The organism is Pseudomonas sp. 43mfcvi1.1 (assembly GCF_900115935.1).
Taxonomy (GTDB): Bacteria; Pseudomonadota; Gammaproteobacteria; order Pseudomonadales; family Pseudomonadaceae; genus Aquipseudomonas; species Aquipseudomonas bijieensis.
In genome coordinates this window covers 1-24,194 of record NZ_UETT01000020.1, presented here as the reverse complement: position 1 = coordinate 24,194, position 24,194 = coordinate 1, and the positions used below count along the sequence as shown (strand labels likewise).

Below are 24,194 nucleotides of genomic sequence, written 5' to 3'. Positions count from 1 at the left end.
TCTCTCGACGGTCTCAGTTCACAGCGGACGTCGCTTCGACATGACGCGGCAAGGTCACCCGGATACGGGTGCCGCGTTGGCTTTGTACATCGGCCGGGCTGTCGATGGTGATTTGTCCATAATGCTCTTCAACGATGGAATAGACCAGTGCGAGGCCCAGACCGGTGCCTTCGCCAGGATCCTTGGTGGTGAAGAAGGGTTCGAACAATCGGTCCATGATGTTCTGTGGGATTCCGCTGCCTTCGTCTTCGACGATCAGGTCGACCGTGTGTTCGAAGGCTTCGCTCTTGACCCGCACCGCGCTGCCGGCCGGTGAGGCGTCCCGCGCGTTGGATAGCAGGTTGATCAACACCTGGGCGAGCCGCTGGGGGTCGCCATCGACCCAATGTTCCGGGTCGCACAGGTTGAAGAATTGCACTTCGAAATTGCGCCGGTTCAGCGCCAGCAGACCAATGGCATCCTGGGCCACTTCGGCCAGACAGACGGGCTCGTCATTGTGCTGGTGACCGCCAGCATGGGCGAAGCTCATCAGCGACTGGACGATACGCGACACGCGCTTGGTCTGTTCGAGGATCTGGCCGCTGATTTCCGTCAGCTCGCCGTCGTCCTCGCGCTCTTCGCGCAGGTTCTGCGCCAGGCAGGCGATGCCGGTGATCGGGTTGCCGATCTCGTGGGCCACCCCGGCGGCCAGCCGGCCGATGCTTGCCAGCCGTTCGGAATGCACCAGCTTGTCTTCGAGCATCTGCGTGTCGGTGAGGTCTTCCACCAGCAGCACCAGGCCGCTGTTACCGGGTGCCAACGGCTCGTCGATGGCCGCCTTGTGCAGGTTCAGCCAACGGGTCTGGCCGTCGAGGGCCAGGTGCTGTTTGTGCAAGTGCTCGTCCGGCAGGTCGATGAAGCCTTGCAGCAAGCCTTTCCACGGTTCGCCCAAGGTGCTCAGGCGCGAACCGACCACGCGCTGGGCGGCGATCCCGGTCAGTTCTTCCATGGCTTTGTTCCACATCAGGATTTCCTGGTCCTTGGCCAGGGAGCACACGCCCATCGGCAGTTCCTGCAAGGTCTGGCGGTGGTAACGGCGCAAGGCGTCCAGTTCGGCGGCCAGGCCCGTGAGGCGCGAGTGGTAATCCTCGAGGCGGCTTTCGATGAAGTGGATGTCTTCGGTGACATAGTTTTCGCCGCCGGCCTTGTAGGGCAGGAACGTCTCGACCATGTCCTGGGCCACGCTGGGGCCCATCAGGCCGGACAGGTTGGCTTCGATCCGGTCCCGCAGGCGACGCAAGGCATAGGGGCGGCGTTCATCGAAGGGCAGGTAGAGGTCGCGCAGGGCCTGTTCGACTTCCTTTTGCGCGGCCTTGGCGCCCAGAGGCTTGGCCAGTTGCGTGGCGAATTCCTGGGGCGAGGCGGCGTGCAGCTCGCGGCGCTGCGGGCGGCGGACGTTGTCCACCGCACAGGCTTCGGCGGCGCTGGCCTCTTCGCTGCTGGCGTTGGTGAACAGTGAGATCAGGGTGAACATCAGCACGTTCGCCGCCAGGGAGGCGATGGCCGCCATATGCCAACTGGTGTCGTCGAGCACATAGATCATATTCAACAGCGGAATATAGAAGCCCTGCAGGTTGCCCATCAGTGGCAACAGCATCGCCACCAGCCACACCAGGATCCCGGCCAACAGGCCGGCGATGAACCCGCGGCGGTTGGCGGTTGGCCAATACAGCACCGACAACACGCCTGGCAGGAACTGCAAGGTAGCGACGAAGGCGACGATGCCCAGGTTGGCCAGGTCCTGTCCGTCACCCAGCATCAGGTAGAAGCCATAGCCGGCCATGATGATCGCGACGATCAGCGCCCGACGCGTCCATTTCAGCCAGCGATAGATATTGCCTTCGGCCGGTGGCTGGTAGAGCGGCAGCACCAGGTGGTTGAGAGCCATGCCCGACAAGGCCAGCGTGGTGACGATGATCAGGCCGCTGGCCGCCGAGAGGCCGCCAACGTAGGCCAGCAGCGCCAGGGCCTTGCTGTTGGCGGCGATGCCGATGCCGAGGGTGAAGTATTCCGGATTGGTGCTGGCGCCCAGTTTCAAGCCGGCCCAGAGGATCAGCGGTACCGCCAGGCTCATCAGCAGCAGGAACAGCGGCAAGCCCCAGCTCGCGCTCACCAGCGAGCGCGGGTTGAGGTTTTCGGTAAAGGTCATGTGGTACATGTGCGGCATCACGATGGCCGATGCGAAGAACACCAGCAACAGCGTGCGCCACGGCCCTTCCTGCAAGGGCGTGTGCAGGGCGGCGAGGGCGGTCTGGTTCTGCAGCAGCCACAACTCAAGCTGCTGCGGGCCATCGAACACGCCGTACAAGGCATAGAGCCCGACGCCGCCAATGGCGATCAGCTTGATCACCGACTCGAAGGCGATGGCGAACACCAGGCCTTCGTGCTTTTCCCGCGTGGCAATGTGCCGGGAGCCGAAGAAAATCGTGAACAGGATGATCAGCGCACAGAAGCTCAACGCCACCCGGTGTTGTACCGGCTCGCGGGTCAGGATGCTGATGGAGTCGGCCACGGCCTGGATTTGCAGGGCCAGCAGCGGCAACACCCCGACCAGCATGAAGATCGTGGTCAGCGCACCGGCCCAGGTGCTGCGAAAACGAAAGGCGAACAGGTCGGCCAGCGACGACAGTTGGTAGGTGCGGGTGATTTTCAGGATCGGGTAGAGCAACACCGGCGCCAGCAGGAACGCGCCCGATACACCGAGGTAACTGGAGAGGAAACCATAGCCGTACTGGTAGGCCAGCCCGACCGTGCCATAGAACGCCCATGCGCTGGCATAGACACCCAGCGACAGGGTGTAGGTCAGCGGGTGGCGGATGATCGCGCGGGGGATCATGCCTCGTTCGCTGATCCAGGCGACACCGAACAGCACGGCCAGGTAGGCGGCGCTGATCAGGATCATCTGGGTCAGGCTAAAGCTCATCGGCATCTTTTTGGCTCTGCAGGATGAAGGTCACGACAATCAGGATCAGCCAGAGCAGGTAAGGCCGATACCAGGCACCCGTGGCATCGATCCACCAATCCATGATGGCCGGGGAGAACAGATAAATCCCCACTACCAGGAGCAGGACCAAGCGATAGATATACATCCCGGCCTCTCTAATTTATGCGCGTGCCCGAAAACGTGCGGCGATGGTAACGGATGGGCGCCAAGCTGCAAGGGCCGTCAACGTATTTGCGCTTCGGGCAGGCTCAGTGTGCGCGGGATCTTGCCCGCGTCCCAGTGGCCAATGCCCCAGACCAGCAGTTCCCGCGGGCTGGCATCGACCAGTTCGAGACCCGGTTGCTGGCCCAGCGCGCGCAACGCCCGTAACAGCAGCGGTGTGGCCTGGTCGGCTGCCAGTGGCGGTGAACGATAGGATTTGCCCAGCTTGTGCCCATCGGGCTGGGTGATCAACGGCACGTGCAGGTAACGCGGTTGTGGCAATCCGAGCAATTCTTGCAGGTAGAGCTGGCGTGGTGTGGAGTCCAGCAGGTCGGCACCGCGCACGATATCGGTCACCCCCTGCCAGGCGTCGTCCAGGACCACGGCCAGTTGATAGGCGTAGAGCCCGTCGCGGCGGCGGATCACGAAATCGCCGACCTCACGGCCCAGGTGCTGGCGGAACTCGCCCTGGACCCGGTCGGTAAAGTGATATTCAAGTTCGGGGACGCGCAGGCGGATGGCGGCGTCCTCGGTGTCGTGCCCGGCGTTGCGGCACAGTCCCGGATAAATGCCCTGGTACGGCTCCAGTTGTTTGCGCGAACAGGTGCAGGCGTAGGCCAGGCCCTGGCTGAACAGCCGGTTGATGACTTGGTCATAGGCAGCATGGCGCTCGCTCTGGCGGACCATTTCGCCGTCCCACTCAAACCCGTAGCTTTCCAGCGCCTTGAGAATCGCTGCTTGTGCGCCCGGTTCCTCCCGGGGTGGGTCGAGGTCCTCCATGCGCAGCAGCCAGCGCCCGCCCACGGCCCGGGCATCCAGGTACGACGCCAGGGCGGCGACCAGCGAGCCGAAATGCAAGTGGCCGCTGGGGGTGGGGGCGAAGCGGCCGATGTAGGGGGCGGTAGTCATGGGGAATATTACTAGCTTGGATCTGGCAGAGGCGCATTTGTGGGAGCGGGCTTGCTCCCACAGGATGTCGCAAGGTTCAGGATGGTGGTCAGGTGCCGGAAACAAAAAACGGAGCGTATGAACGCTCCGTTTTTGTAACAGCCCCGGCGATTACTTGCCGACCTGTTTTTCCTTGATTTCCGCCAGGGTCTTGCAGTCGATGCACAGGTCGGCGGTCGGGCGGGCTTCCAGGCGACGAATGCCGATCTCGATGCCGCAGGACTCACACCAACCGTATTCTTCGTCTTCGATCAGTTGCAGGGTCTTGTCGATTTTCTTGATGAGCTTGCGTTCGCGATCACGGGCGCGCAGTTCGAGGCTGAACTCCTCTTCCTGACTGGCACGGTCGGCCGGGTCCGGGAAGTTGGCCGCTTCGTCTTTCATGTGATCCACGGTGCGGTCGACTTCCTGCATCAAGTCCTGTTTCCACTTGTTCAGGATCTTGGTGAAGTGCGCGCGCATGGGGGCGCCCATGTACTCTTCGCCAGCTTGCGGGACGTAAGGCTCAAACCCGCTGAGCGTGTTATTTGGGTTTTGCTTTGCTTGGGTGGGCATGAATGGACCGCCTCTACTCTTGTAATCCACTACGCAGGATTGCTCCATCACCGACACCTGCCGGCCCTGCGGCTGCAAGCGGGCGAACTTACCAGATCAAATCGGGCCGCGCTACTCCCGGTTGTCGAGCCTGCGGCGGCCGGGGTCTGTAGAACGTGGCTGGGTTCGCTTCGGTGGGGATGTAAACCTGCTCAATGCTTGATTCTAGTCAAGCCTGGGCCAATCGCGGGAGTCATTTCCTGCAATTCACGGCCTCAGACCGCTTTCGGTTCGCGCTCGTTCCCGCAGTTGTTTCTGACTTGGCGGGAGAGTTGGGTAGAATCGGTTCTTTTTTTCCTGAAGGAAGGCCAATGGCTCAGCCCTACAGTGCGCGCAGCCGCGCCATCGAACCTTTCCATGTGATGGCGCTGCTGGCCCGTGCCAACGAGCTGCAGGCCGCCGGGCATGACGTCATCCACCTGGAGATAGGCGAGCCGGACTTCACCACCGCCGAGCCGATCATCCAGGCCGGTCAGGCTGCGCTGGCGGCGGGCAAGACCCGCTACACCGCGGCCCGCGGCATTCCCGAGCTGCGCGAGGCCATCGCCGGTTTCTACGATCAGCGCTATGGGGTGGAGATTGATCCGCGACGCATCCTCGTGACCCCAGGCGGATCCGGCGCGTTGTTGCTGGCCAGCGCCTTGCTGGTGGACCCTGGCAAGCATTGGCTGCTGGCCGACCCCGGTTATCCGTGCAACCGTCATTTCCTGCGCCTGGTCGAAGGTGCGGCGCAATTGGTGCCCGTGGGGCCGGAGGTGCGTTACCAATTGACGCCGGACCTGGTGAACCGGCATTGGGATCAGGATAGCGTCGGTGCGTTGGTGGCCTCGCCGGCCAACCCGACCGGGACGATTCTCACTCGGGACGAACTGGCGGGGTTGTCCAAGGCCATCAAGGGCCACAACGGTCATCTGGTGGTGGACGAGATCTATCACGGCCTGACCTACGGCACCGATGCCGCCAGCGTGCTGGAAGTCGACGACGAGGCCTTTGTCCTCAACAGTTTCTCCAAGTATTTCGGCATGACCGGTTGGCGGCTTGGCTGGCTGGTGGCCCCGTCGGCGGCCGTCGGCGAGCTGGAAAAGCTCGCGCAGAATCTCTACATCAGTGCGCCGAGCATGGCCCAGTACGCCGCCCTGGCCTGTTTCGAACCCGCGACCATCGAGATCTTCGAGCAGCGGCGGGCCGAGTTCGCCCTGCGCCGTGACTTTCTACTGCCGGCCTTGCGTGAATTGGGCTTCGGTATCGCGGTGGAGCCGGAAGGGGCGTTCTACCTGTATGCCGACATCAGCGCGTTCGGCGGCGATGCCTTTGCGTTCTGCCAGCACTTCCTGGAAACCGAACACGTGGCCTTCACGCCGGGGTTGGATTTTGGCCGCCATCAGGCCGGCCACCATGTGCGTTTCGCCTACACCCAGAGCCTGCCGCGGCTCCAGGAAGCCGTGGCGCGAATCGAACGTGGACTACGGAGTTGGCAAGGCTGATGCATTTTTCTCCTGCGTTGGAAGAAGGTCGCTTGATTCGGCGTTACAAGCGTTTTCTTGCGGATATCGAGACCGTTCACGGCGAACTGCTCACCATTCACTGCCCGAACACCGGCTCGATGCTCAATTGCATGGCGCAAGGCGCGCGCGTCTGGTTCAGTCGCTCCAGCGACCCCAAGCGCAAGTTGCCCGGCACCTGGGAAATCGGCGAAACCCCTCAGGGGCGACTCGCTTGCATCAATACCGCGCGGGCCAACGCCTTGGTCGAAGAAGCCTTGCGCGCTGGGGTCATCAGCGAACTGAACGGGTTTACCGGGCTCAAGCGTGAAGTAGCTTATGGTGTGGAAAACAGCCGAATCGATTTTCGCCTGGACTACGATCGAGGCTCGGCCTGGGTCGAAGTCAAAAGCGTCACACTGGGTTTCGATGGCACCAACGTTGCGGCGTTTCCCGATGCGGTGACACTGCGCGGCGCCAAGCACCTGAGGGAACTCGCCTGCCTGGCCCGGGAAGGCGTGCGGGCGGTGCAACTGTATTGTGTGAACCTGAGCGGTATCGAAGCGGTGCGCCCGGCACAGGAAATCGACCCGGTGTACGCCGCCGCCCTGCGTGACGCGGTGGCGGCGGGTGTGGAGGTGCTGGCCTATGGGGTCACGCTGACGCCCGAGCAGATGTGGGTCGACCGCGCGTTGCCGGTGTTGCTCGAGCCGCTAGAGCTGGACCCAGATGCCATGCTCATCCTCCCGGCTGTCTAGGGCCGCCAGGAACTGGCCGGCGCAGGGCCCGGCCACGCATTCACCGCTTTCGATCAGGAACAGCGCGCCGTGAGTGGCGCACTGGATCAGGCTGGCGCTGGGGTCGAGAAACTGGTCGGGTTGCCATTCCAGCGGCACGCCACGGTGCGGGCAGCGGTTGAGATAGGCATACACCTGGCCGGAGCGCCGCACGGCCAGCACCTTGCGCCCATCCAGATCGAAACCGCGACTGCCGTTGTCGGGCACTTCGGCGGCGGTACAAAGAAACTTCATGTGTATCTCTATATTTGTGTTGAAAAGTCCCCTGTGGGAGCGAGCCTGCTCGCTCCCACAGAGGTTCATGCCACAGATGTCTATGCTTGACGGTCAAATGAAAACAATTATCAAATGGCGTCATCCTTCGCAGATGGGGGAGGATACTTGGCCATGCCCGCTCCTGCGAAAAACTTCTTTGAGGACGCTGCCTGATGCGCCTGAACATCCGCTTTGTTGCGCTCTGTGTCGCACTGTTGATCAACCAGGGGGCCCGCGCGGACGAATTGCCGCAACGTTGGGTCAGCGCCGGTGGCGCGTTGTCGGAGTGGGTCAGTGCGTTGGGGGGCGAGTCGAAGCTGGTGGGTGTGGACACCACCAGCCAGCATCCCGAATCCTTGCGGGCCCTGCCCAGTATCGGCTATCAACGACAGCTGTCGGCGGAGGGGGTGCTGAGCCTGCGTCCGCAGATCCTGGTGGGCACCGAAGAAATGGGGCCGCCGCCGGTGCTGGCTCAGATTCGCAACGCAGGCGTGCAGGTCGAACTGTTCTCGGCCACGCCTGATCTGCCTACCCTCCAAGGCAATTTACGTCATTTAGGGCAGTTGCTGGGGAGTGAAGCCCAGGCCGCGCAGTTGTTTCAAGGTTATCACCAGCAGTTGGACCGGCAAGCTGCCCGGGTGCGCGAAGTCCAGCTCAAGCAAAAGGCTCCCGGCGTGTTGCTGTTGGTGGGAAGTTCCGGCGGCAAGTTAATGGTGGCCGGCAAGGACACCGCCGCTAACTGGCTGTTGCAGCAGGCCGGGGGCCGCAACCTGGCGACCCACGGTGGCTACAAGTCTTTTTCCGTGGAGAGCCTGGCCGGCCTGAATCCTGAAGTGCTGGTCTTTGCCGACCGTGCCTTGAGCGGCGAAGAAGCGCGCGCGGCGCTGTTCAAGGAAAACCCGATTCTGTCCTCGACCCGAGCCGCCAGGGATGGGCGCGTCATGGAGCTGGACCCGACGCTATTGGTGGGTGGGCTGGGTCCACGGTTGCCACAAAGCTTGGAGAAACTGACGGCAGGGTTCTATCCGGCTGTGTCGGCCACGGCGCCATGACTTCGTTGGTCAAACCTCGCACCTTGTTCATCGGCCTGAGCCTGTTGTGTCTGCTGGCGACCTGGTTGTCCCTGGCCCTGGGGCCGGTGAGCTTGCCGCTGCTCGACACCTTGCGCGCCGCCGCGCGCCTGCTGGGTTTGCCGGTGGCTGCCGATGGCCTGGAACAGGCCGAACTGATCCTCGGCCAGATCCGTTTGCCGCGCACCTTGCTGGGGTTGGCGGTGGGCGGGGTGTTGGCATTGTCCGGTGTGGCGATGCAGGGGCTGTTTCGCAATCCATTGGCCGACCCGGGGCTGGTGGGCGTTTCCAGCGGTGCGGCACTGGGCGCCGCGTTCGCCATTGTCGGTGGCTCGGCGCTGGGTGGGTTGCCCGAAACCCTTGGCCCCTACGTGTTGTCATTGTGTGCATTCCTCGGTGGGCTTGGCGTTACGGCGCTGGTCTATCGTCTGGGGCGACGTAATGGCCAGACCCATGTCGCGACCATGCTCCTGGCCGGTATTGCCCTGACCGCACTGTCCGGTTCGGCCGTCGGCCTGTTCACCTACCTGGCGGACGACGCGACCCTGCGCACCCTGACGTTCTGGAACCTGGGCAGTCTCAACGGCGCCAGCTATGCGAGGTTGTGGCCGCTGTTGCTGGTCAGCTTTGGTGTGGCGCTCTGGTTGCCTCGGCGGGCCCGGGCGCTCAATGCGCTGTTGCTGGGGGAGTCCGAAGCGGCCCATTTGGGCGTCGACGTCGAAGGCCTCAAGCGTGAACTGGTGTTTTGTACGGCGATGGGGGTTGGCGCGGCGGTGGCGGCGGCGGGCATGATCGGTTTTGTTGGGCTGGTGGTGCCACATCTGGTGCGACTGGTGGCCGGCCCTGACCACCGTGTGTTGTTGCCCGCCTCTGTGTTGGCGGGTGCCAGCCTGTTGCTGTTCGCCGATTTGGTGGCGCGCCTGGCACTGGCCCCTGCGGAATTGCCGATCGGCATTGTCACGGCCTTCATCGGGGCACCGTTCTTCCTTTATCTATTGGTGCGAGGGCGCGCCTGATGCTGCGAGCGCAGAACCTGCACATTCAGCGTGGCCGGAAAACCGTGCTGGCGGACATCGATCTGCTGCTCAACCCCGGCGAAGTGCTCGGTGTGCTCGGGCCCAACGGTGCGGGCAAAAGTACCTTGCTGGCGGGCCTGTGCGGCGAGTTGCGCCCGGCCCAGGGGCAGGTCTGGCTCGATGACCGGCCACTGGCCCAGTGGCACGGTGCCGAGCGTGCCCGTCGCCTGGCGGTATTGCCGCAGTCCTCGACCCTGGATTTTGCCTTCCGTGTCGAGGAAGTCGTCGGCATGGGGCGCCTGCCGCACCAGAGTGGTCGGCTGCGTGACGAGCAAATCGTCGCCGAGGCGCTGCAAGCGGCAGATGCTGCGCATCTGCACGGTCGCAGTTACCTGGCGTTGTCCGGCGGCGAGCGTCAGCGGGTGCATCTGGCGCGGGTGTTGGCGCAGTTGTGGCCGGGTGAGGCGGGGCAGACCCTATTGCTGGACGAGCCGACCTCGATGCTCGACCCGCTGCATCAGCACACCATCCTCCAGGCGGTGCGTGAATTCGCCAGTCGCGGCGCCGCCGTGCTGGTGATCCTGCATGACCTGAACCTGGCGGCGCGTTACTGTGATCGCCTGTTGCTGCTCGCGTCCGGTCGCCCAGTGGCCCTGGACACGCCCCGGCATGTGCTGCGCCCGGAACCGCTCAAGGCGGTGTTTGGCCTGGACGTGTTGGTGCAAGACCATCCGGAGCGCGGGCATCCATTGATCATTGCCCGTTGAGGGCACCCTTGAGGATACCGACGTGCGCCTGCTCCTGATTCTGGCATTGAGTGTACTGACGGCGTGCCAGAGCATCGCACCGCCCCCGCTTGGCGGACGAATCCGTGATTTGCACAATGGCCAGGCCGTGACGCCCCAGGCGTTGATCGAACGCCTGGCAAAGGCACCTCGGGTGGTGATGGGAGAACGGCACGACAATCGCGATCACCATGCACTGCAGGTATGGCTGCTCCAGGCTTTGGCCGGACAGCGGGCCCAGGGCAGCCTGTTGCTGGAAATGCTCACCCCCTCCCAACAGCCACGCGTCGATTCGGTCCGCCAGTTACCCGCCTTGCCAACGGACCTGCCCGACGCGCTGGCCTGGTCGCCCGGCTGGGATTGGAGCCTGTACGGGCCCGTGGTCGAGTTTGCCCTGGCGCAACGTTATCCGTTGCTGGCCGCCAATCTGGACGCCGCCGAGATCCAGCGTTTCTATCGAAACCCACCCACCTTGATGGGCGCTCGCTCCAATGCGGCCACAGTCAAGGAGGAGTTGTTGGGGCAGATCCGTGAATCCCACTGCGGTTTGCTGCCGGAGTCGCAAATGCCAGCGATGCTGGCTGTGCAGCAACAGCGTGACCGCCGCATGGCCGAACGCCTGCTGCAAGCGCCGACACCGGCATTGTTGTTCGCCGGTGCCTGGCATGCTCGAAAGGATGTCGGTGTGCCGCTGCATGCAGTGGATCTTGGTGCCAGCGAGGCACCGATCGTCCTGATGCTGGCCGAGGAGGGCAGTGACGTAACGTCGGCCATGGCGGATTACGTGTGGTACACGCCGGCCATGCCACCACAGGATTACTGCGCGCAGATGCGTGAACACGCCGGAAAATGATCTTCTACAGGTGATTTTTCTACAGGCAAAAAAAGACCCGGCAAAAGCCGGGTCAAATAACCGTGATTAGCCTGATGAGGAGATATCTGAGAGTCCGAACCAAGGGCTGTTCAAATATCGACCAGTCTCGCGACCGGATGTGGTAATCATAGCGATTCTCATTACCATGTCAAACATTGTTTTTCGATTCGCGGAAATAACCTGGTCGGTTATGGCGCCATTCGACAAAACAAGAGGCAGTCAGGCTTTATGACGCGTCGAAATGGCGTCCAGCTGCTTGTTCAGGGCTTCCTTGCGTTCGGCGGGGATGTCGTTCCAGTGCACATCCATCAATGCGCCTTCGATGGCGTACAGCAACACCTTGGATGCCCGGAAGCCGCGCGTGCGCACGGCCCGATAAGCGTCCACCGCACCAAGCCGGCGTAAATCCGAGGCGCTGTGAATGCCGACGGCGTGCAGCCACTGGGCTGATGTCTTGCCCAGATTCTTCAGGTGTTGCAGTTCATCATTCATCGAGCCTCCTTGCGACGGCCGACTGGTGCATTGGGCAAGCTTCTGAGCAGTGTAGCGGTCAGTAGGAAAAGCGTGATTCTTTGGTGGGATTCGATGCAAAAGCTTCTAATGCATTACGCACGATAGAGGGAGCGTGCGGCACGGTGCATCGTCCAGCGCGGGCGGGGGCGCTGGAGCTCAGTTCGGACTGTGGTGGGTTCGCCGCATGTCGGCTTACCCGGTTTCCACCGTATCAGCGGGTGCGATAGCGCAGGCGGGTGCCGAAGTTCATCGACATCAGGATCTCGTCCGCAGACAGTTCGGGCGGGAAGTAGGCGCCGGATATTTGCGCATGGGCCAGGCTCGCACCTTCCAGTGACGACTTGCGAAAATCGATGCCACGCAAATCGGCGGAACGGAAGTAGGCGTCGCTGAAGTCAACGTCGTCCGCGTTCAGTTCCCGTAGATCGAGGCCTCGAAAGTCGCCGCCGCGCATGTCGACCGGACCTTGTGGGCGTTCGCTGTTGAACCCGGCGATATCGTCTTTGCGCAGCAAGGCATAAAGCGGGGTATTGAGAAGCTTGGGAAGGCTCATTTCATATCACCTGTTGGTTTTATGACGCCAGTATAGTGCCACTATTTGGTGGCCGTGAAGCCGGGCATCGCTTCACGGCCCAAATAGTTACCTACAGGCCGGGCAGGCGCTGGCGGATTTGCGCGACCACGACGTCGAGCGTGCCGCTTTCATTGGTTTGGACTCGTTTGCTGCAGAGTATTTCCGCCGGAGTAAGGGCTTCACGGCTGGACTGTTGGGCAGCAATGACCGCCAGGTTCGCATCGGAAGGGTCGTTCTGGTCGGCCTGGCGCTGGGCCAGCCGGCTTTCGATGACCGCTTGCGGTGCGTCGCAGTCGAGGATCAGGAACGGGGCGCCGGTGGCCTCGGCGATTTTCGCCGCGGCGTCGCGCTGATCGTGCTTGAGGTAAGTGGCATCGATCACCACCGGGAAGCCGGCGCGCAGGATCACCGCGGCGATTTCATGCAGGCGGGCGTAGGTGGCGTTGCTGGCGTCGTTGTTATAAATGCCGGCCTGTGGGGCGTTGGGCACCTGTTGCTGGCCGAACAGGCGCTTGCGCTCTACATCCGAACGCAGGCGAATGGCGCCCAGCGCCTCTACCAGACGCATCGCGACATGGCTTTTGCCGACGGCCGAAACGCCGTGGGTGATGGCCAGGAAGCGCGACGGAATGGTGCTGTAGCTTTCGGCCAGGTTGGCGTAGTTGCGGTACTGGCGCAGGGTGGTGGCGCGCTGCACCGGATCGGCTTCGGCGGGCATGCTGAACAGCGCGACTTTTGCCCGGACAAGGGCGCGATAGGCTTTATAGAAGTTCAGCAACTCCAGGCCCTGGTAGTCACCGGTCAGTTCCAGGTACTGGCTGACGAAGCGCCGCGCCAGCGACTTGAGGCCGCGGTCCTCCAGGTCCATCGCCAGGAACGCGGTGTCGGCGTAGACGTCGGTGAAGCGGAACGGTTCGTTGAACTCGATGCAGTCGAAGATCACCACCTTGCCGTCGATCACGGTGGCGTTGCCCAGGTGGATATCGCCGTGGCATTCGCGGATGAAACCTTCGGCCTTGCGTTGGGTGAACAACGGCTTGAGGCGTTCGAAACTGGTCTCGGCCCAGGCTTGCAGCGCTTCGAGTTGCAGCAGGTCGGCCTTGTCGTTGAGGAATGGGCGGATCTGTTCGAAGTTCTGCAGCACCGGAGCCATCACGCTTTGCGGGGTGCCGGCGTCGTTCTCGGCGGGTACCTTGGGCGTGGAGAGGTGGAACCGGGCGATTTGCGCGGCCATCTCATCGATGTGCGTGGTGGTCAGTTCGCCGTTGGCTTGCAGCGTGCTGAGCAGTTGGCTCTGGGGGAACTGACGCATTTTCAGGGCGTATTCGATGGCTGGGCCGTCGCCACCCAGTTGCGGCGCTTCGGCGCTGCCGGTAATCGGCAGGACGTCCAGGTACAGGTCCTGGGTCAGGCGCTGGTTCAGGCGCAACTCCTCGCCACAGAAATGTTTGCGCGCCTCGAGGCTGGTGAAGTCGAGGAAACCGAAGTTGACCGGCTTCTTGAATTTGTAGGCGTAGGGCCCGGTGAGCAATACCCAGGAAATGTGGGTCTCGATGACCTGGAACCCTTCGACGGGATGCGGGTAGAGGGCCGGGTTTTGCAGGGCAGCGATCAGGGATTGGCTCACGGGCGGTCCTTCAGAGACTGGAAAATTCAAGGCCGTCATTATGGCCGTAAGCGACGTTAACGCAAACCTCGTCGGGCTCATGTTGAACCGCGGCAAAGTGCGTATAATCCGCCGCCATGACTCGTACCCGATCCCCCCGTACCCCCAAGAAACCACCCGCCAGCCGCCTGCGGCCCTGGCTGGGCTGGGCCCTTAAACTCAGCCTCGTGGGCCTCGTCGTGCTCGCCGGTTTTGCGGTCTACCTCGATGCCGTGGTCCAGGAGAAATTCTCCGGCAAGCGCTGGACCATTCCGGCCAAGGTCTATGCCCGGCCGTTGGAGCTGTTCGTCGGACAAAAGCTGAGCAAGGATGATTTCCTGACCGAGCTCGATGCCTTGGGGTATCGCCGTGAAAGCGTGGCCAATGGCCCGGGTGCGGCCTCGGTCAATGGCAATACCATCGATCTCAACACCCGTGGCTTCCAGTTCTATGAAGGCATGGAGCAGGCGCAACCGGTGCGGGTGCGTTTTTCCGGCGATTATGTCGCTGCACTGACCGGCGCCAACAATGCGAGCCTGTCGGTGGTGCGCCTCGAACCGCTGCTCATTGGTGGCTTGTACCCCAAGAACCTTGAAGACCGGATCCTGATCAAGATCGACCAGGTGCCGCCGTTCCTGCTCGATACGCTGATCGCCGTCGAAGACCGCGACTTCTATCATCACTTCGGCGTCTCGCCCAAGTCGATTGCCCGGGCCGTCTGGGTCAACACATCCTCGGGGCATATGCGCCAGGGCGGCAGTACCCTGACCCAACAGCTGGTCAAGAACTTCTATCTGACCAACGAGCGCAGCCTGACCCGCAAGCTCACCGAAGCCATGATGGCGCTGTTGCTGGAGCTGCATTACGACAAGCAGGAGATCCTGGAGGCCTACCTCAACGAGGTATTTATCGGCCAGGACGGTCAACGAGCGGTGCACGGTTTCGGCCTTGCCAGCCAGTTCTTCTTCAGCCAGCCACTGTCCGAGCTCAAGCTGCACCAGGTAGCGTTGCTGGTGGGCATGGTCAAGGGGCCGTCTTCCTACAATCCGCGGCGTAATCCGGAGCGTGCCCTCGAGCGGCGCAACCTGGTGCTCGACCTGCTGCAACAGCAAGGCGTGGCGACCGCCGAGCAAGTCGAAGCGGCGAAAAAGATGCCATTGGGCGTGACCAAGCGTGGCAGCCTGGCGGACAGTTCCTTCCCCGGCTTCATGGACCTGGTCAAGCGTCAGTTGCGCGAAGACTATCGCGACGAAGACTTGACCGAAGAAGGCCTGCGCATCTTCACCAGTTTCGACCCGATCCTGCAGATGAAGGCCGAAGCCTCGGTCGAAGACACCTTCAAGCGGCTGGGCGGGCGCAAGGGCGCTGACGAAGTCGAAGCAGCCATGGTGGTGACCAACCCGGAAACCGGCGAAGTGCAGGCCATGATTGGTAGTCGCCAGGCCAGTTTCGCCGGTTTCAACCGGGCCCTGGACGCGGTGCGCCCGATTGGCTCGCTGATCAAGCCGGCGGTTTACCTCACCGCCCTGGAAAAACCGAGCCAGTACACGCTGACCAGTTGGCTGTCGGACGAGACGTTCTCGGTCAAGGGCGCGGATGGCCAGGTCTGGAAACCGCAGAACTATGATCGTCGTTCCCACGGCACGGTGTTCCTGTACCAGGGCCTGGCGCATTCCTACAACCTGTCGACGGCTCGCCTCGGGTTGGAGGTCGGCGTGCCGAACGTACTCAAGACCCTGGCGCGCCTGGGGGTGAGTCGCGAGTTCCCGGCGTTCCCATCGATGCTGTTGGGGGCTGGCGGCCTTACGCCGATCGAGGTGGCGGCCATGTACCAGACGCTGGCCAACGGCGGTTTCAATACGCCGATGCGCGGGATCCGCAGCGTGCTGACCGCCGATGGCGAGCCGCTCAAGCGTTATCCGTTCCAGATCCAGCAGCGTTTCGATCCGGCCTCCATTTATCTGATCCAGAGCGCCATGCAGCGGGTCATGCGCGAAGGGACCGGCAGTTCGGTCTATAACGTGTTGCCCCGGACCCTGAACCTGGCGGGCAAGACCGGCACCAGTAACGATTCGCGCGACAGTTGGTTCGCCGGCTTCAGCCAGGATCTGCTGGCGGTGGTCTGGCTCGGCCGGGATGACAACGGCAAGACCCCATTCACCGGTGCCACCGGTGCGTTGCAGGTCTGGACCAGTTTCATGCGCAAGGCCGACCCGTTGCCGCTGGACATGCCACAACCGGACAATATCGTTCAGGCCTGGGTCGATTCGCGCACGGGACAAGGCTCCGATGCCAATTGCCCGGGCGCCGTGCAGATGCCGTATATTCGCGGCAGCGAGCCGCCACCCGGTGCTGCCTGTGGCGGCACGAATCCCGCCGAATCGGTGATGGATTGGGTCAAGGACTGGATGAATTAAGCAAAGAGGGTTTCAAGTGAACAAGTGGTTGATTCCAGCGGTAACGGCCGTGGCTTTGCTCAGTGGTTGCTCTACCGTACAGCGCGGTTCGATTCCGGTCGTAGACTCCGGCACCGCTGTTTCCAACAGTGAGCGGGTCTCGGCCAACGGCGGTTTCCGGCAAACGACGGTGAAGCGGCCGGCGCAGGGCCAGGTCCAGGCAATTCCCCAGGGCGACACCGGTGTCGTCGTGATGGTGCCCGGTGGTGGCGCGACGACCTCGGCACCGATCAGCAGCACGCCGATCACGCCGGGCCCGATTACCCCGGGCCCTATCGAGACTTCGCCGATCGATCAGGGCAGCTACAGCATGCCTTCGACGCCGAGCAGCATCCCGTCGGCGGGCGCCGGTGGGTTGTCCGCCGATGAGCAACTGGACGGCCCGGTGTTGGCCTTGCTGACCACGGCGCAACAGCAACAGGCCGGAGGTGACCTCAACGGTGCCTCCTCCAGCCTGGAACGTGCCCAGCGTGTGGCGCCGCGCGAACCCCAGGTTCTGTATCGCCTGGCCCAGGTGCGCATGGCCCAGGGCGATGCGCCGCAAGCCGAACAACTGGCCCGGCGTGGCCTGACGTTCTCCAGCGGTCGTCCGGCGCTTCAGGCCAGCTTGTGGGAATTGATCGCCCAGGCTCGTGAGAAACAAGGCGATTCCGCTGGCGCGGCGTTGGCCCGTCAGAAGGCCAAGGTTTCGCTCTGATGGATACGCGTTTCCCCCAGATCGCCGATCAGTTGTTGCTGATCGAGCGGGAACTGCGTGTCCAGGGCTGGTGGAGCGACGTTTCGCCTCCGGCGCAAGCGTTGGCCAGTGTCGAGCCGTTTGCGGTCGACACCCTGGACTTCGAGCAATGGCTGCAATGGATTTTCCTGCCGCGGATGAAAACCATCCTGGAAAATGACCTGCCGCTGCCCAACGCCTCGGGCATCCTGGCCATGGCTGAAATGGTCTATGCCCAGCGGCCAGGGCAGGGCGTGGCGCTGCAGCGGCTGTTGGCGCAGTTCGATCAGATGATCAGTAACGTCGGCTGACCGACGTTACTGGCAGTTCTCCTCGATCTGCTTGCTGGTTTCATCGATGCGCTGGCGCCGCTCTTCGTCAGTGAGGCGGCGCATTTCCCCCTCTACGTCCTCGCGAACCCTCGGGTTGTTTTGCAACTGCGCCAGGTTGGTCCTGGCCTGTTCGCAAAATGCCTTGAGCTGGGCTTCCTGCTCGGCAATCTGTTTCTTGACCTCTTTATCGATCGCTTTCTGGTCACCAATGGGCCCACCGGAAGGCGGTGCTGGCGGTTTGGTGACGGACGGTGAGGACTTGATCACGGTGGTGGCCTCGGTGCCTTCGGGCGGCTGGGCGCCGAAGTGGGTAACGCCCTGGGCGTCTACCCATTTGTAGACCTGGCCGGCCATGCACATCGGGCTCAGGCCAACCAGCAGGCTGGCCGTCAGGAAGATCATTCGCATGCTGTTTCCTTGTCATGGGTTGCGCAATTGAAGCTAACACAGTTGCCGTTTAAAGGTTTTTTCTTGCGTTCTCATGCGCTTACTTCGAATAAAGCACATTGACGACTTGACTTGCAGAAGGCGAAACAGAAGAATCCAAAGTCCGCTGTAGAGGGACTGCCAGAAGCAGACCCACTCGGCAGATCATGAGGCGCACATCCGCGCCGACCTGTTACACCCGCAACGCGTTACCTCGCGCTGGGTGGGAAAGGCCCGCAACACTTGGGACGATCCCAATACTTGCTCAGTCAGTGCTGACGTAGTCGGCGACCACCGTCGCTCATGCTCTGCCGAGAAGTAAACCTATTAAGACCCGTCCCCTCTTTGTGGGGCGGTATTCTGGCGTTTTAGAGGTGAACAACGTGGAGCTTTTATCTGGCGGTGAGATGCTCGTCCGCTTTTTGCGTGACGAAGGCGTCAAATATATCTACGGGTACCCCGGTGGTGCTCTTCTTCATGTCTATGATGCCCTGTTCAAAGAACCGGAAGTGACCCACATCCTGGTTCGTCACGAGCAGGCGGCCACCCATATGGCTGACGGCTATGCCCGTGCCACCGGCAAGGCCGGCGTGGTATTGGTGACTTCCGGTCCAGGCGCCACGAACGCCATCACCGGTATCGCCACCGCGTACATGGACTCCATCCCGATGGTGATCATCTCCGGCCAGGTGCCTAGCACCATGGTCGGCACCGATGCGTTCCAGGAAACCGACATGATCGGCATCTCCCGGCCGATCGTGAAGCACAGCTTCATGATCAAGCACGCGTCGGAAATCCCGGAGGTCATGAAGAAAGCTTTCTACCTGGCTGAATCCGGTCGTCCGGGCCCGGTCGTGGTCGATGTCCCGAAAGACATGACCAACCCGGCCGAGAAGTTCGAATACATCTTCCCGAAAAAAGCCAAGCTGCGTTCCTACAGCCCCGCGGTCCGTGGTCACTCCGGGCAAATCCGCAAGGCAGCCGAAATGCTGCTGGCGGCCAAGCGCCCTGTGCTGTACTCCGGTGGTGGCGTGATCCTCGGCGGTGGCTCCGCGCCGCTGACCGAGCTGGCGAAAATGCTCAACCTGCCGGTCACCAATACACTGATGGGCCTGGGCGCGTTCCCGGGCAGCGACCGTCAGTTCATCGGTATGCTCGGCATGCACGGCAGCTATACCGCCAACCTGGCGATGCACCACGCCGATGTGATCCTGGCGGTCGGCGCGCGTTTCGATGACCGTGTCATCAATGGCGCGGCGAAATTCTGCCCGAATGCCAAGATCATCCACATCGACATCGACCCGGCTTCCATCTCCAAGACCATCAAGGCAGACGTGCCGATTGTCGGTCCGGTAGAGAGTGTGCTGACTGAAATGGTCGCCATTCTCAAGGAAATCGGCGAGGTTCCGAACAAGGAGTCCGTGGCCAGCTGGTGGAAGCAGGTCGATGAATGGCGCGGCGATCGTGGCCTGTTCCCTTACGACAAGGGCGACGGCAGTGTGATCAAGCCGCAGACCGTGATCGAAACCCTGTGCGAAGTGACCAAGGGCGATGCCTTTGTGACCTCCGACGTGGGCCAGCACCAGATGTTCGCCGCGCAGTACTACAAGTTCGACAAACCCAATCGCTGGATCAACTCCGGCGGCCTGGGCACCATGGGCTTCGGTTTCCCGGCGGCCATGGGCATCAAGTTGAGCTTTCCGGATGCCGACGTCGCCTGCGTCACCGGCGAGGGCAGTATCCAGATGAACATCCAGGAGCTGTCCACCTGCCTGCAATACGGCTTGCCGGTGAAGATCGTGATCCTGAACAACGGTGTGTTGGGCATGGTTCGCCAGTGGCAGGACATGAGCTACGGCAGCCGTCACTCGCACTCCTACATGGAATCGCTGCCTGATTTCGTCAAGCTGGCGGAGGCCTATGGTCACGTTGGCGTGCGCATCACCGAATCGAAGGATTTGAAGTCGAAGATGGAGGAGGCGTTCGCCATGAAGGATCGCCTGGTGGTGATCGATATTGCGGTCGACACCAGCGAGCACGTCTACCCGATGCAGATCAAAGACGGCTCCATGCGCGATATGTGGCTGAGCAAGACGGAGCGTACCTAATCATGCGACATATTATTTCCTTGCTTCTGGAAAACGAACCGGGTGCGCTGTCTCGTGTTGTAGGCCTGTTCTCGCAGCGTAACTACAACATCGAAAGCCTGACCGTGGCGCCAACCGAAGACCCGACCCTGTCGCGTCTGACGCTGACCACCGTAGGGCACGATGAAATCATCGAGCAGATCACCAAGAACCTGAACAAGCTGATCGAGGTGGTCAAGCTGGTGGACCTGTCGGAAAGCGCTCACATCGAGCGTGAGCTGATGCTGGTCAAGGTCAAGGCCACCGGCGCCCAGCGCGCCGAGATCAAACGTACTACCGATATTTATCGTGGGCAGATCGTCGATGTCAGCGCCAGCGTCTATACCGTTCAGTTGACCGGTACCAGCGACAAGCTCGACAGTTTCATTCAATCGATCGGTACTGCCTCGATTCTGGAAACCGTACGCAGTGGCGTCACCGGGATTGCCCGTGGCGACAAAGTACTGAGCATCTAAACCAAATTAGCGAATGGCCTGAACGGCCGGATATAGGGGAATTTCATGAAAGTTTTCTACGATAAAGACTGCGACCTGTCGATCATCCAGGGCAAGAAAGTCGCCATCATCGGCTACGGTTCCCAAGGTCACGCCCAGGCGTGCAACCTGAAGGACTCTGGCGTTGACGTGACCGTCGGCTTGCGTAAAGGCTCGGCCACCGTTGCCAAGGCTGAGGCCCATGGCCTGAAAGTCGCTGACGTGGCTTCTGCCGTTGCCGCTGCCGACCTGGTGATGATCCTGACCCCGGACGAGTTCCAGGGCGCGTTGTACAAGAACGAAATTGAGCCGAACATCAAGAAAGGCGCGACCCTGGCCTTCTCCCACGGCTTCTCGATCCACTACAACCAGGTTGTTCCGCGTTCCGACCTCGACGTGATCATGATCGCGCCGAAGGCCCCGGGCCACACCGTGCGTTCCGAGTTCGTGAAGGGCGGCGGTATCCCTGACCTGATCGCGATCTATCAGGATGCGTCCGGCAACGCCAAGAACGTGGCCCTGTCCTACGCCGCTGGCGTGGGTGGCGGTCGTACCGGCATCATCGAAACCACCTTCAAGGACGAAACCGAAACCGACCTGTTCGGCGAGCAAGCCGTTCTGTGTGGCGGTACCGTCGAGCTGGTCAAGGCCGGTTTCGAAACCCTGGTTGAAGCTGGCTACGCGCCAGAAATGGCCTACTTCGAATGCCTGCACGAACTGAAGCTGATCGTTGACCTCATGTACGAAGGCGGCATCGCCAACATGAACTACTCGATCTCCAACAACGCCGAGTACGGCGAGTACGTGACTGGCCCGGAAGTCATCAACGCCGAGTCCCGCCAGGCCATGCGCAACGCCCTGAAACGTATTCAGGACGGCGAATACGCCAAGATGTTCATCAGCGAAGGCGCCACCGGCTATCCTTCGATGACCGCCAAGCGTCGCAATAACGCCGCCCATGGCATCGAAATCATCGGCGAGCAACTGCGCTCGATGATGCCGTGGATCAGCGCCAACAAGATCGTCGACAAAACCAAGAACTAAGTCGCGAGCTTGATCGAAAAACGCGGCCTTGGCCGCGTTTTTTCGTTTGGGCGGTGGCTTCTGGTATAAAGCTGCATCGTTTGCGGCCGAACCGTCGACCCAGACATCTGTCGAATTTTTTCACACCGTTGCAAGGTATTGTCCATGAGCGAACGTCCCGACGAGCCAAACCAGGCTCCTGACGCCGAAAGCCTGTTGCCCATCGATGAGCACATCGAAGAAGGCCATGACGCTGAAGGCCGTAAGGTCCGGCATCGTGGCATCTATCTGCTGCCGAACCTGTTCACCACCGCGAACCTGTTCGCCGGTTTCTATTCCATCATCAGTTCCATGAGTGCCCAGGCCGCCTTGAGCGCCGGCGATAGCGCAGGGGCGAGCCGCTACTTCGCGTTCGCCGCCATCGCGATCTTCGTCGCCATGGTGCTCGATGGCCTGGACGGGCGTGTCGCCCGCATGACCAATACCCAGAGCGCGTTCGGCGCCGAGTACGATTCGCTGTCCGACATGGTCGCTTTTGGCGTGGCTCCCGCCTTGCTGGCATTTGGCTGGGCGCTGGGGGACATGGGCAAGGTCGGCTGGATGGTCGCCTTTATCTACGTGGCAGGTGCGGCGTTGCGCCTGGCGCGTTTCAACACGCAAGTAGGCAAGGCTGACAAGCGCTACTTCATTGGCCTGGCCAGTCCGGCTGCGGCCGGTGTCGTGGCCGGTGTCGTCTGGGCATTCAGCGACTACGGCATCCAGGGTTCGAAGATGTCGTTCCTGGTGGCGTTGCTGGTTGCGGCGGCCGGGATGCTGATGGTCAGCAACATCAAGTACAACAGCTTCAAGGAGTTGGATCTGAAGGGCCGTGTGCCGTTCGTTGCGATTCTGGCGGTGGTGCTGGTATTTGCCGTGGTGTTCAGTGACCCGCCGCGTATCCTGCTGCTGGTGTTCCTTGCCTATGCCGCTTCCGGCCCGGTGCAGTACTTGCTGCGTCTTCGTCGACGCTAAACGTTGCCTTAATGTAATTTCCCCCATACTCCGCAGTCTATTGGTGCATCTGCCCTCCAATACTGCGGAGTTGTCATGCTGATCAAGATCCCCAAGTCGTCCGACTGCCGTGAATCGGATGTCACGCCCGAATCCCTCTATCTATCCCGTCGTCAAGTCCTGGGGGCCACCATGGCGGGTCTCGCCGTGAGCAGCTTGCCGCGATGGGCCGGCGCGGCCGATGCGGCGCGTTACGCCGATGTCGAGCCCGGCAAGGCTCCGTCCTGGTTTGTCGAGAAACTACCGTCTACCCAATGGGGGGCGGTCACGGTCAAGAATGAGCCCATTACACCGTTCAAGGACGCGACTCATTACAACAACTTCTATGAGTTCGGGACCGACAAGGGGGATCCGGCAGCCAATGCCGGATCCTTGAAGACCGAGCCCTGGAGCGTGGTAGTGGACGGGGAAGTGGGCAAGCCGGGACGCTATGGGTTGGAAGACTTCATGAAGCCTTATCAACTGGAAGAGCGTATTTATCGATTGCGCTGTGTCGAGGCTTGGTCGATGGTCATTCCGTGGATCGGCTTTCCCATCTCTGCATTGCTCAAGCAGGTCGAGCCGACCTCCAAGGCTAAATACATTCGCTTCGAGACTCTGCAGGATCCCAAGACCATGCCCGGGCAGCGTTCAGGTTTCGCTTTGATCGACTGGCCGTATGTCGAAGGCTTGCGATTGGATGAGGCGATGAACCCGCTGGCCATCCTGGCGGTAGGGATGTACGGGCGGGAGTTGCCGAACCAGAACGGCGCGCCGTTGCGGTTGGTGGTGCCGTGGAAGTACGGTTTCAAAAGTGTGAAGTCGATTGTGCGGATCAGTCTGGTGAGTGAGCAGCCGAAGACGACTTGGCAAAGCATTGCGTCTGATGAGTACGGCTTCTATGCCAACGTCAATCCGACAGTCGATCACCCGCGTTGGACCCAGGCACATGAACGCCGTCTGCCCAGTGGGCTGTTCAGCCCCAATGTCCGCGATACGTTGATGTTCAACGGCTATCAGGATGAAGTCGCTTCTTTATATGCGGGGATGGACCTGAGGAAGGACTACTGATGCGTTTTCCTGTCTGGCGAATTGGCGTCTTCATCGCGGCGGCGGTCTGGCCGTTGTTCTGGCTTTACGAGGCCTTGATGAACGCGCTGGGTCCTGACCCGGGCAAAGTCCTGGTGGATCGGCTCGGGTTGGGGACGCTGATTCTGTTGCTGATCACCTTGAGCATGACACCGCTGCAGAAACTGACGGGGTGGGCGGGGTGGATCGCCGTCCGGCGGCAGTTGGGGTTGTGGTGCTTTGCTTATGTGGTGTTGCATTTGAGTGGGTATGCGGCGTTCATATTGGGGTTCGACTGGTCGCAGTTGGGCGTGGAGTTGAGCAAGCGGCCTTACATTATCGTCGGGGCGCTCGGGTTCCTCGGTTTGTTGGCGCTGGCGGTCACATCCAATCGCTACAGTCAGCGACGGCTTGGTGTGCGCTGGAAGAAATTGCATCGCCTGGTTTATCTGATCCTAGGGCTTGGGTTGTTGCATATGCTGTGGATCGTGCGGGCGGATCTGAAGGAGTGGGCGATATACGCCTTTATAGGTGGCGTACTGTTGCTGCTGAGGGTGCCGCCGGTGATGCGCCGGATCCCGCGTTTGCTGGGCAGGAAAGTTCCTTCCGCAACAAAAGCGTAATTAAGGGTTGACGGCAAATTCTGGACGTCTATAATTCGCCCCACTTCCGGCGCAGTCGAAACGGAAAACTCCTTGAGATTCAATGAGTTAAGTAGGTTTCGAAGGGGGCAGGCTTCAGGTCATCGAAGCCAGGAAGTAGCTGATAGGGCAGTGTGGGTTTGGTCTT

Annotated in this window: 24 protein-coding genes; 15 read left to right on the top strand and 9 right to left on the bottom strand. The window is 61.5% G+C overall.

What is annotated here, in order from left to right:
* Positions 1-13 precede the first annotated feature (13 nt).
* The 4 genes from DTP52_RS28485 to dksA form a co-directional block, all read right to left on the bottom strand.
* A complete protein-coding gene (locus DTP52_RS28485; protein ID WP_163856611.1) occupies positions 14-2,968 on the bottom strand; it encodes a sensor histidine kinase in 2,955 nt (984 codons plus the stop codon).
* The gene (locus DTP52_RS28480; RefSeq protein WP_003176118.1) at positions 2,952-3,128 is read right to left on the bottom strand and encodes a hypothetical protein; all 177 of its coding nucleotides are present in this window, start codon (positions 3,126-3,128) and stop codon (positions 2,952-2,954) included. Before DTP52_RS28480 ends, DTP52_RS28485 begins: the two co-directional genes overlap by 17 nt.
* 77 nt (positions 3,129-3,205) lie before the next feature.
* Positions 3,206-4,093: a tRNA glutamyl-Q(34) synthetase GluQRS gene (gene gluQRS / locus DTP52_RS28475; RefSeq protein ID WP_109756348.1), complete on the bottom strand. Its 888-nt coding sequence runs from the start codon at positions 4,091-4,093 to the stop codon at positions 3,206-3,208.
* A 150-nt stretch (positions 4,094-4,243) separates the two neighbouring features.
* Positions 4,244-4,687 (bottom strand): RNA polymerase-binding protein DksA, encoded by a 444-nt coding sequence (dksA, locus tag DTP52_RS28470; RefSeq protein WP_109756347.1) that lies wholly within the window; start codon positions 4,685-4,687, stop codon positions 4,244-4,246.
* A 350-nt stretch (positions 4,688-5,037) separates the two neighbouring features.
* Between dksA and DTP52_RS28465 the strand changes: the two genes are divergently transcribed.
* On the top strand, positions 5,038-6,210 hold the full coding sequence (locus DTP52_RS28465) for a pyridoxal phosphate-dependent aminotransferase (protein ID WP_109756346.1): 1,173 nt from the start codon (positions 5,038-5,040) through the stop codon (positions 6,208-6,210).
* Positions 6,210-6,965, top strand: a complete 756-nt coding sequence (gene sfsA, locus DTP52_RS28460) for a DNA/RNA nuclease SfsA (RefSeq protein ID WP_109756345.1) — start codon at positions 6,210-6,212, stop codon at positions 6,963-6,965. The genes DTP52_RS28465 and sfsA overlap by 1 nt, the downstream gene beginning before the upstream one ends.
* Here the strand turns inward: sfsA and DTP52_RS28455 are convergent.
* Positions 6,921-7,238, bottom strand: a complete 318-nt coding sequence (locus DTP52_RS28455) for a Rieske (2Fe-2S) protein (protein WP_109756344.1) — start codon at positions 7,236-7,238, stop codon at positions 6,921-6,923. The two genes, sfsA and DTP52_RS28455, sit on opposite strands and share 45 nt — an antisense overlap.
* A 194-nt stretch (positions 7,239-7,432) precedes the next feature.
* Here DTP52_RS28455 and DTP52_RS28450 point away from each other — a divergent pair, with 194 nt between their 5' ends.
* The 4 genes from DTP52_RS28450 to DTP52_RS28435 are packed head-to-tail and all read left to right on the top strand — an operon-like array spanning position 7,433 to position 10,983.
* Entirely contained in the window at positions 7,433-8,311 is an 879-nt protein-coding gene (locus DTP52_RS28450) for a hemin ABC transporter substrate-binding protein (protein ID WP_109756343.1), read from the top strand.
* 50 nt (positions 8,312-8,361) lie between these two features.
* Positions 8,362-9,345, top strand: a complete 984-nt coding sequence (locus DTP52_RS28445) for an iron ABC transporter permease (protein WP_178082511.1) — start codon at positions 8,362-8,364, stop codon at positions 9,343-9,345.
* A complete protein-coding gene (locus tag DTP52_RS28440; protein WP_109756341.1) occupies positions 9,345-10,112 on the top strand; it encodes a heme ABC transporter ATP-binding protein in 768 nt (255 codons plus the stop codon). The genes DTP52_RS28445 and DTP52_RS28440 overlap by 1 nt, the downstream gene beginning before the upstream one ends.
* 22 nt (positions 10,113-10,134) lie before the next feature.
* The gene (locus DTP52_RS28435) at positions 10,135-10,983 is read left to right on the top strand and encodes a ChaN family lipoprotein (RefSeq protein WP_109756340.1); all 849 of its coding nucleotides are present in this window, start codon (positions 10,135-10,137) and stop codon (positions 10,981-10,983) included.
* 240 nt (positions 10,984-11,223) lie between these two features.
* Here the strand turns inward: DTP52_RS28435 and DTP52_RS28430 are convergent, their stop codons facing one another.
* The 3 genes from DTP52_RS28430 to DTP52_RS28420 all read right to left on the bottom strand — a co-directional run bounded on the left by DTP52_RS28430 (position 11,224) and on the right by DTP52_RS28420 (position 13,718).
* Positions 11,224-11,496, bottom strand: a complete 273-nt coding sequence (locus DTP52_RS28430) for a TfoX/Sxy family protein (protein ID WP_003205623.1) — start codon at positions 11,494-11,496, stop codon at positions 11,224-11,226.
* 232 nt (positions 11,497-11,728) lie between these two features.
* Positions 11,729-12,070 (bottom strand): pentapeptide repeat-containing protein, encoded by a 342-nt coding sequence (locus DTP52_RS28425; RefSeq protein WP_063324353.1) that lies wholly within the window; start codon positions 12,068-12,070, stop codon positions 11,729-11,731.
* A 91-nt stretch (positions 12,071-12,161) separates the two neighbouring features.
* On the bottom strand, positions 12,162-13,718 hold the full coding sequence (locus DTP52_RS28420) for a bifunctional aminoglycoside phosphotransferase/ATP-binding protein (RefSeq protein WP_109756339.1): 1,557 nt from the start codon (positions 13,716-13,718) through the stop codon (positions 12,162-12,164).
* Positions 13,719-13,834: 116 nt separating this feature from the next.
* On the opposite strand from DTP52_RS28420, the gene mrcB reads away from it, so the two are divergent.
* The 3 genes from mrcB to DTP52_RS28405 are packed head-to-tail and all read left to right on the top strand — an operon-like array spanning position 13,835 to position 17,218.
* A complete protein-coding gene (mrcB, locus tag DTP52_RS28415) occupies positions 13,835-16,153 on the top strand; it encodes a penicillin-binding protein 1B (RefSeq protein WP_109756338.1) in 2,319 nt (772 codons plus the stop codon).
* Between the two features lie 16 nt (positions 16,154-16,169).
* Positions 16,170-16,889 (top strand): M48 family metallopeptidase, encoded by a 720-nt coding sequence (locus tag DTP52_RS28410; RefSeq protein WP_003205617.1) that lies wholly within the window; start codon positions 16,170-16,172, stop codon positions 16,887-16,889.
* Positions 16,889-17,218 (top strand): YqcC family protein, encoded by a 330-nt coding sequence (locus DTP52_RS28405; protein ID WP_109756337.1) that lies wholly within the window; start codon positions 16,889-16,891, stop codon positions 17,216-17,218. The genes DTP52_RS28410 and DTP52_RS28405 overlap by 1 nt, the downstream gene beginning before the upstream one ends.
* Positions 17,219-17,224: 6 nt before the next feature.
* Here DTP52_RS28405 and DTP52_RS28400 read toward each other — a convergent pair whose 3' ends face one another.
* Entirely contained in the window at positions 17,225-17,647 is a 423-nt protein-coding gene (locus tag DTP52_RS28400; protein WP_178082508.1) for a DUF4124 domain-containing protein, read from the bottom strand.
* Between the two features lie 401 nt (positions 17,648-18,048).
* Between DTP52_RS28400 and DTP52_RS28395 the strand changes: the two genes are divergently transcribed.
* From DTP52_RS28395 to msrQ, 6 genes are all read left to right on the top strand, one after another.
* Positions 18,049-19,773: an acetolactate synthase 3 large subunit gene (locus DTP52_RS28395; protein WP_109756402.1), complete on the top strand. Its 1,725-nt coding sequence runs from the start codon at positions 18,049-18,051 to the stop codon at positions 19,771-19,773.
* A 2-nt stretch (positions 19,774-19,775) separates the two neighbouring features.
* Complete coding sequence (gene ilvN / locus DTP52_RS28390) at positions 19,776-20,267, top strand: acetolactate synthase small subunit (protein ID WP_003205610.1); 492 nt, start codon at positions 19,776-19,778, stop codon at positions 20,265-20,267.
* Between the two features lie 45 nt (positions 20,268-20,312).
* Complete coding sequence (ilvC, locus tag DTP52_RS28385) at positions 20,313-21,329, top strand: ketol-acid reductoisomerase (RefSeq protein ID WP_109756335.1); 1,017 nt, start codon at positions 20,313-20,315, stop codon at positions 21,327-21,329.
* 144 nt (positions 21,330-21,473) lie between these two features.
* The gene (gene pssA / locus DTP52_RS28380) at positions 21,474-22,319 is read left to right on the top strand and encodes a CDP-diacylglycerol--serine O-phosphatidyltransferase (protein ID WP_053125264.1); all 846 of its coding nucleotides are present in this window, start codon (positions 21,474-21,476) and stop codon (positions 22,317-22,319) included.
* Between the two features lie 75 nt (positions 22,320-22,394).
* A complete protein-coding gene (gene msrP, locus DTP52_RS28375; RefSeq protein WP_109756334.1) occupies positions 22,395-23,408 on the top strand; it encodes a protein-methionine-sulfoxide reductase catalytic subunit MsrP in 1,014 nt (337 codons plus the stop codon).
* Entirely contained in the window at positions 23,408-24,028 is a 621-nt protein-coding gene (msrQ, locus tag DTP52_RS28370; RefSeq protein WP_109756333.1) for a protein-methionine-sulfoxide reductase heme-binding subunit MsrQ, read from the top strand. Before msrP ends, msrQ begins: the two co-directional genes overlap by 1 nt.
* The last annotated feature ends 166 nt before the right edge of the window (positions 24,029-24,194 follow it).

What these genes read in the sequence shown, in the direction of transcription:
- DTP52_RS28400 (WP_178082508.1), bottom strand. Translation starts at nt 17,647, where the DNA reads ATGCGAATGATCTTCCTGACGGCCAGCCTGCTGGTTGGCCTGAGCCCG.
- msrP (WP_109756334.1), top strand. Translation starts at nt 22,395, where the DNA reads ATGCTGATCAAGATCCCCAAGTCGTCCGACTGCCGTGAATCGGATGTC.
- ilvC (WP_109756335.1), top strand. Translation starts at nt 20,313, where the DNA reads ATGAAAGTTTTCTACGATAAAGACTGCGACCTGTCGATCATCCAGGGC.
- DTP52_RS28450 (WP_109756343.1), top strand. Translation starts at nt 7,433, where the DNA reads ATGCGCCTGAACATCCGCTTTGTTGCGCTCTGTGTCGCACTGTTGATC.
- msrQ (WP_109756333.1), top strand. Translation starts at nt 23,408, where the DNA reads ATGCGTTTTCCTGTCTGGCGAATTGGCGTCTTCATCGCGGCGGCGGTC.
- DTP52_RS28485 (WP_163856611.1), bottom strand. Translation starts at nt 2,968, where the DNA reads ATGCCGATGAGCTTTAGCCTGACCCAGATGATCCTGATCAGCGCCGCC.
- DTP52_RS28455 (WP_109756344.1), bottom strand. Translation starts at nt 7,238, where the DNA reads ATGAAGTTTCTTTGTACCGCCGCCGAAGTGCCCGACAACGGCAGTCGC.
- pssA (WP_053125264.1), top strand. Translation starts at nt 21,474, where the DNA reads ATGAGCGAACGTCCCGACGAGCCAAACCAGGCTCCTGACGCCGAAAGC.
- gluQRS (WP_109756348.1), bottom strand. Translation starts at nt 4,093, where the DNA reads ATGACTACCGCCCCCTACATCGGCCGCTTCGCCCCCACCCCCAGCGGC.
- dksA (WP_109756347.1), bottom strand. Translation starts at nt 4,687, where the DNA reads ATGCCCACCCAAGCAAAGCAAAACCCAAATAACACGCTCAGCGGGTTT.
- DTP52_RS28425 (WP_063324353.1), bottom strand. Translation starts at nt 12,070, where the DNA reads ATGAGCCTTCCCAAGCTTCTCAATACCCCGCTTTATGCCTTGCTGCGC.
- mrcB (WP_109756338.1), top strand. Translation starts at nt 13,835, where the DNA reads ATGACTCGTACCCGATCCCCCCGTACCCCCAAGAAACCACCCGCCAGC.
- DTP52_RS28440 (WP_109756341.1), top strand. Translation starts at nt 9,345, where the DNA reads ATGCTGCGAGCGCAGAACCTGCACATTCAGCGTGGCCGGAAAACCGTG.
- DTP52_RS28465 (WP_109756346.1), top strand. Translation starts at nt 5,038, where the DNA reads ATGGCTCAGCCCTACAGTGCGCGCAGCCGCGCCATCGAACCTTTCCAT.
- sfsA (WP_109756345.1), top strand. Translation starts at nt 6,210, where the DNA reads ATGCATTTTTCTCCTGCGTTGGAAGAAGGTCGCTTGATTCGGCGTTAC.
- DTP52_RS28480 (WP_003176118.1), bottom strand. Translation starts at nt 3,128, where the DNA reads ATGTATATCTATCGCTTGGTCCTGCTCCTGGTAGTGGGGATTTATCTG.
- ilvN (WP_003205610.1), top strand. Translation starts at nt 19,776, where the DNA reads ATGCGACATATTATTTCCTTGCTTCTGGAAAACGAACCGGGTGCGCTG.
- DTP52_RS28405 (WP_109756337.1), top strand. Translation starts at nt 16,889, where the DNA reads ATGGATACGCGTTTCCCCCAGATCGCCGATCAGTTGTTGCTGATCGAG.
- DTP52_RS28430 (WP_003205623.1), bottom strand. Translation starts at nt 11,496, where the DNA reads ATGAATGATGAACTGCAACACCTGAAGAATCTGGGCAAGACATCAGCC.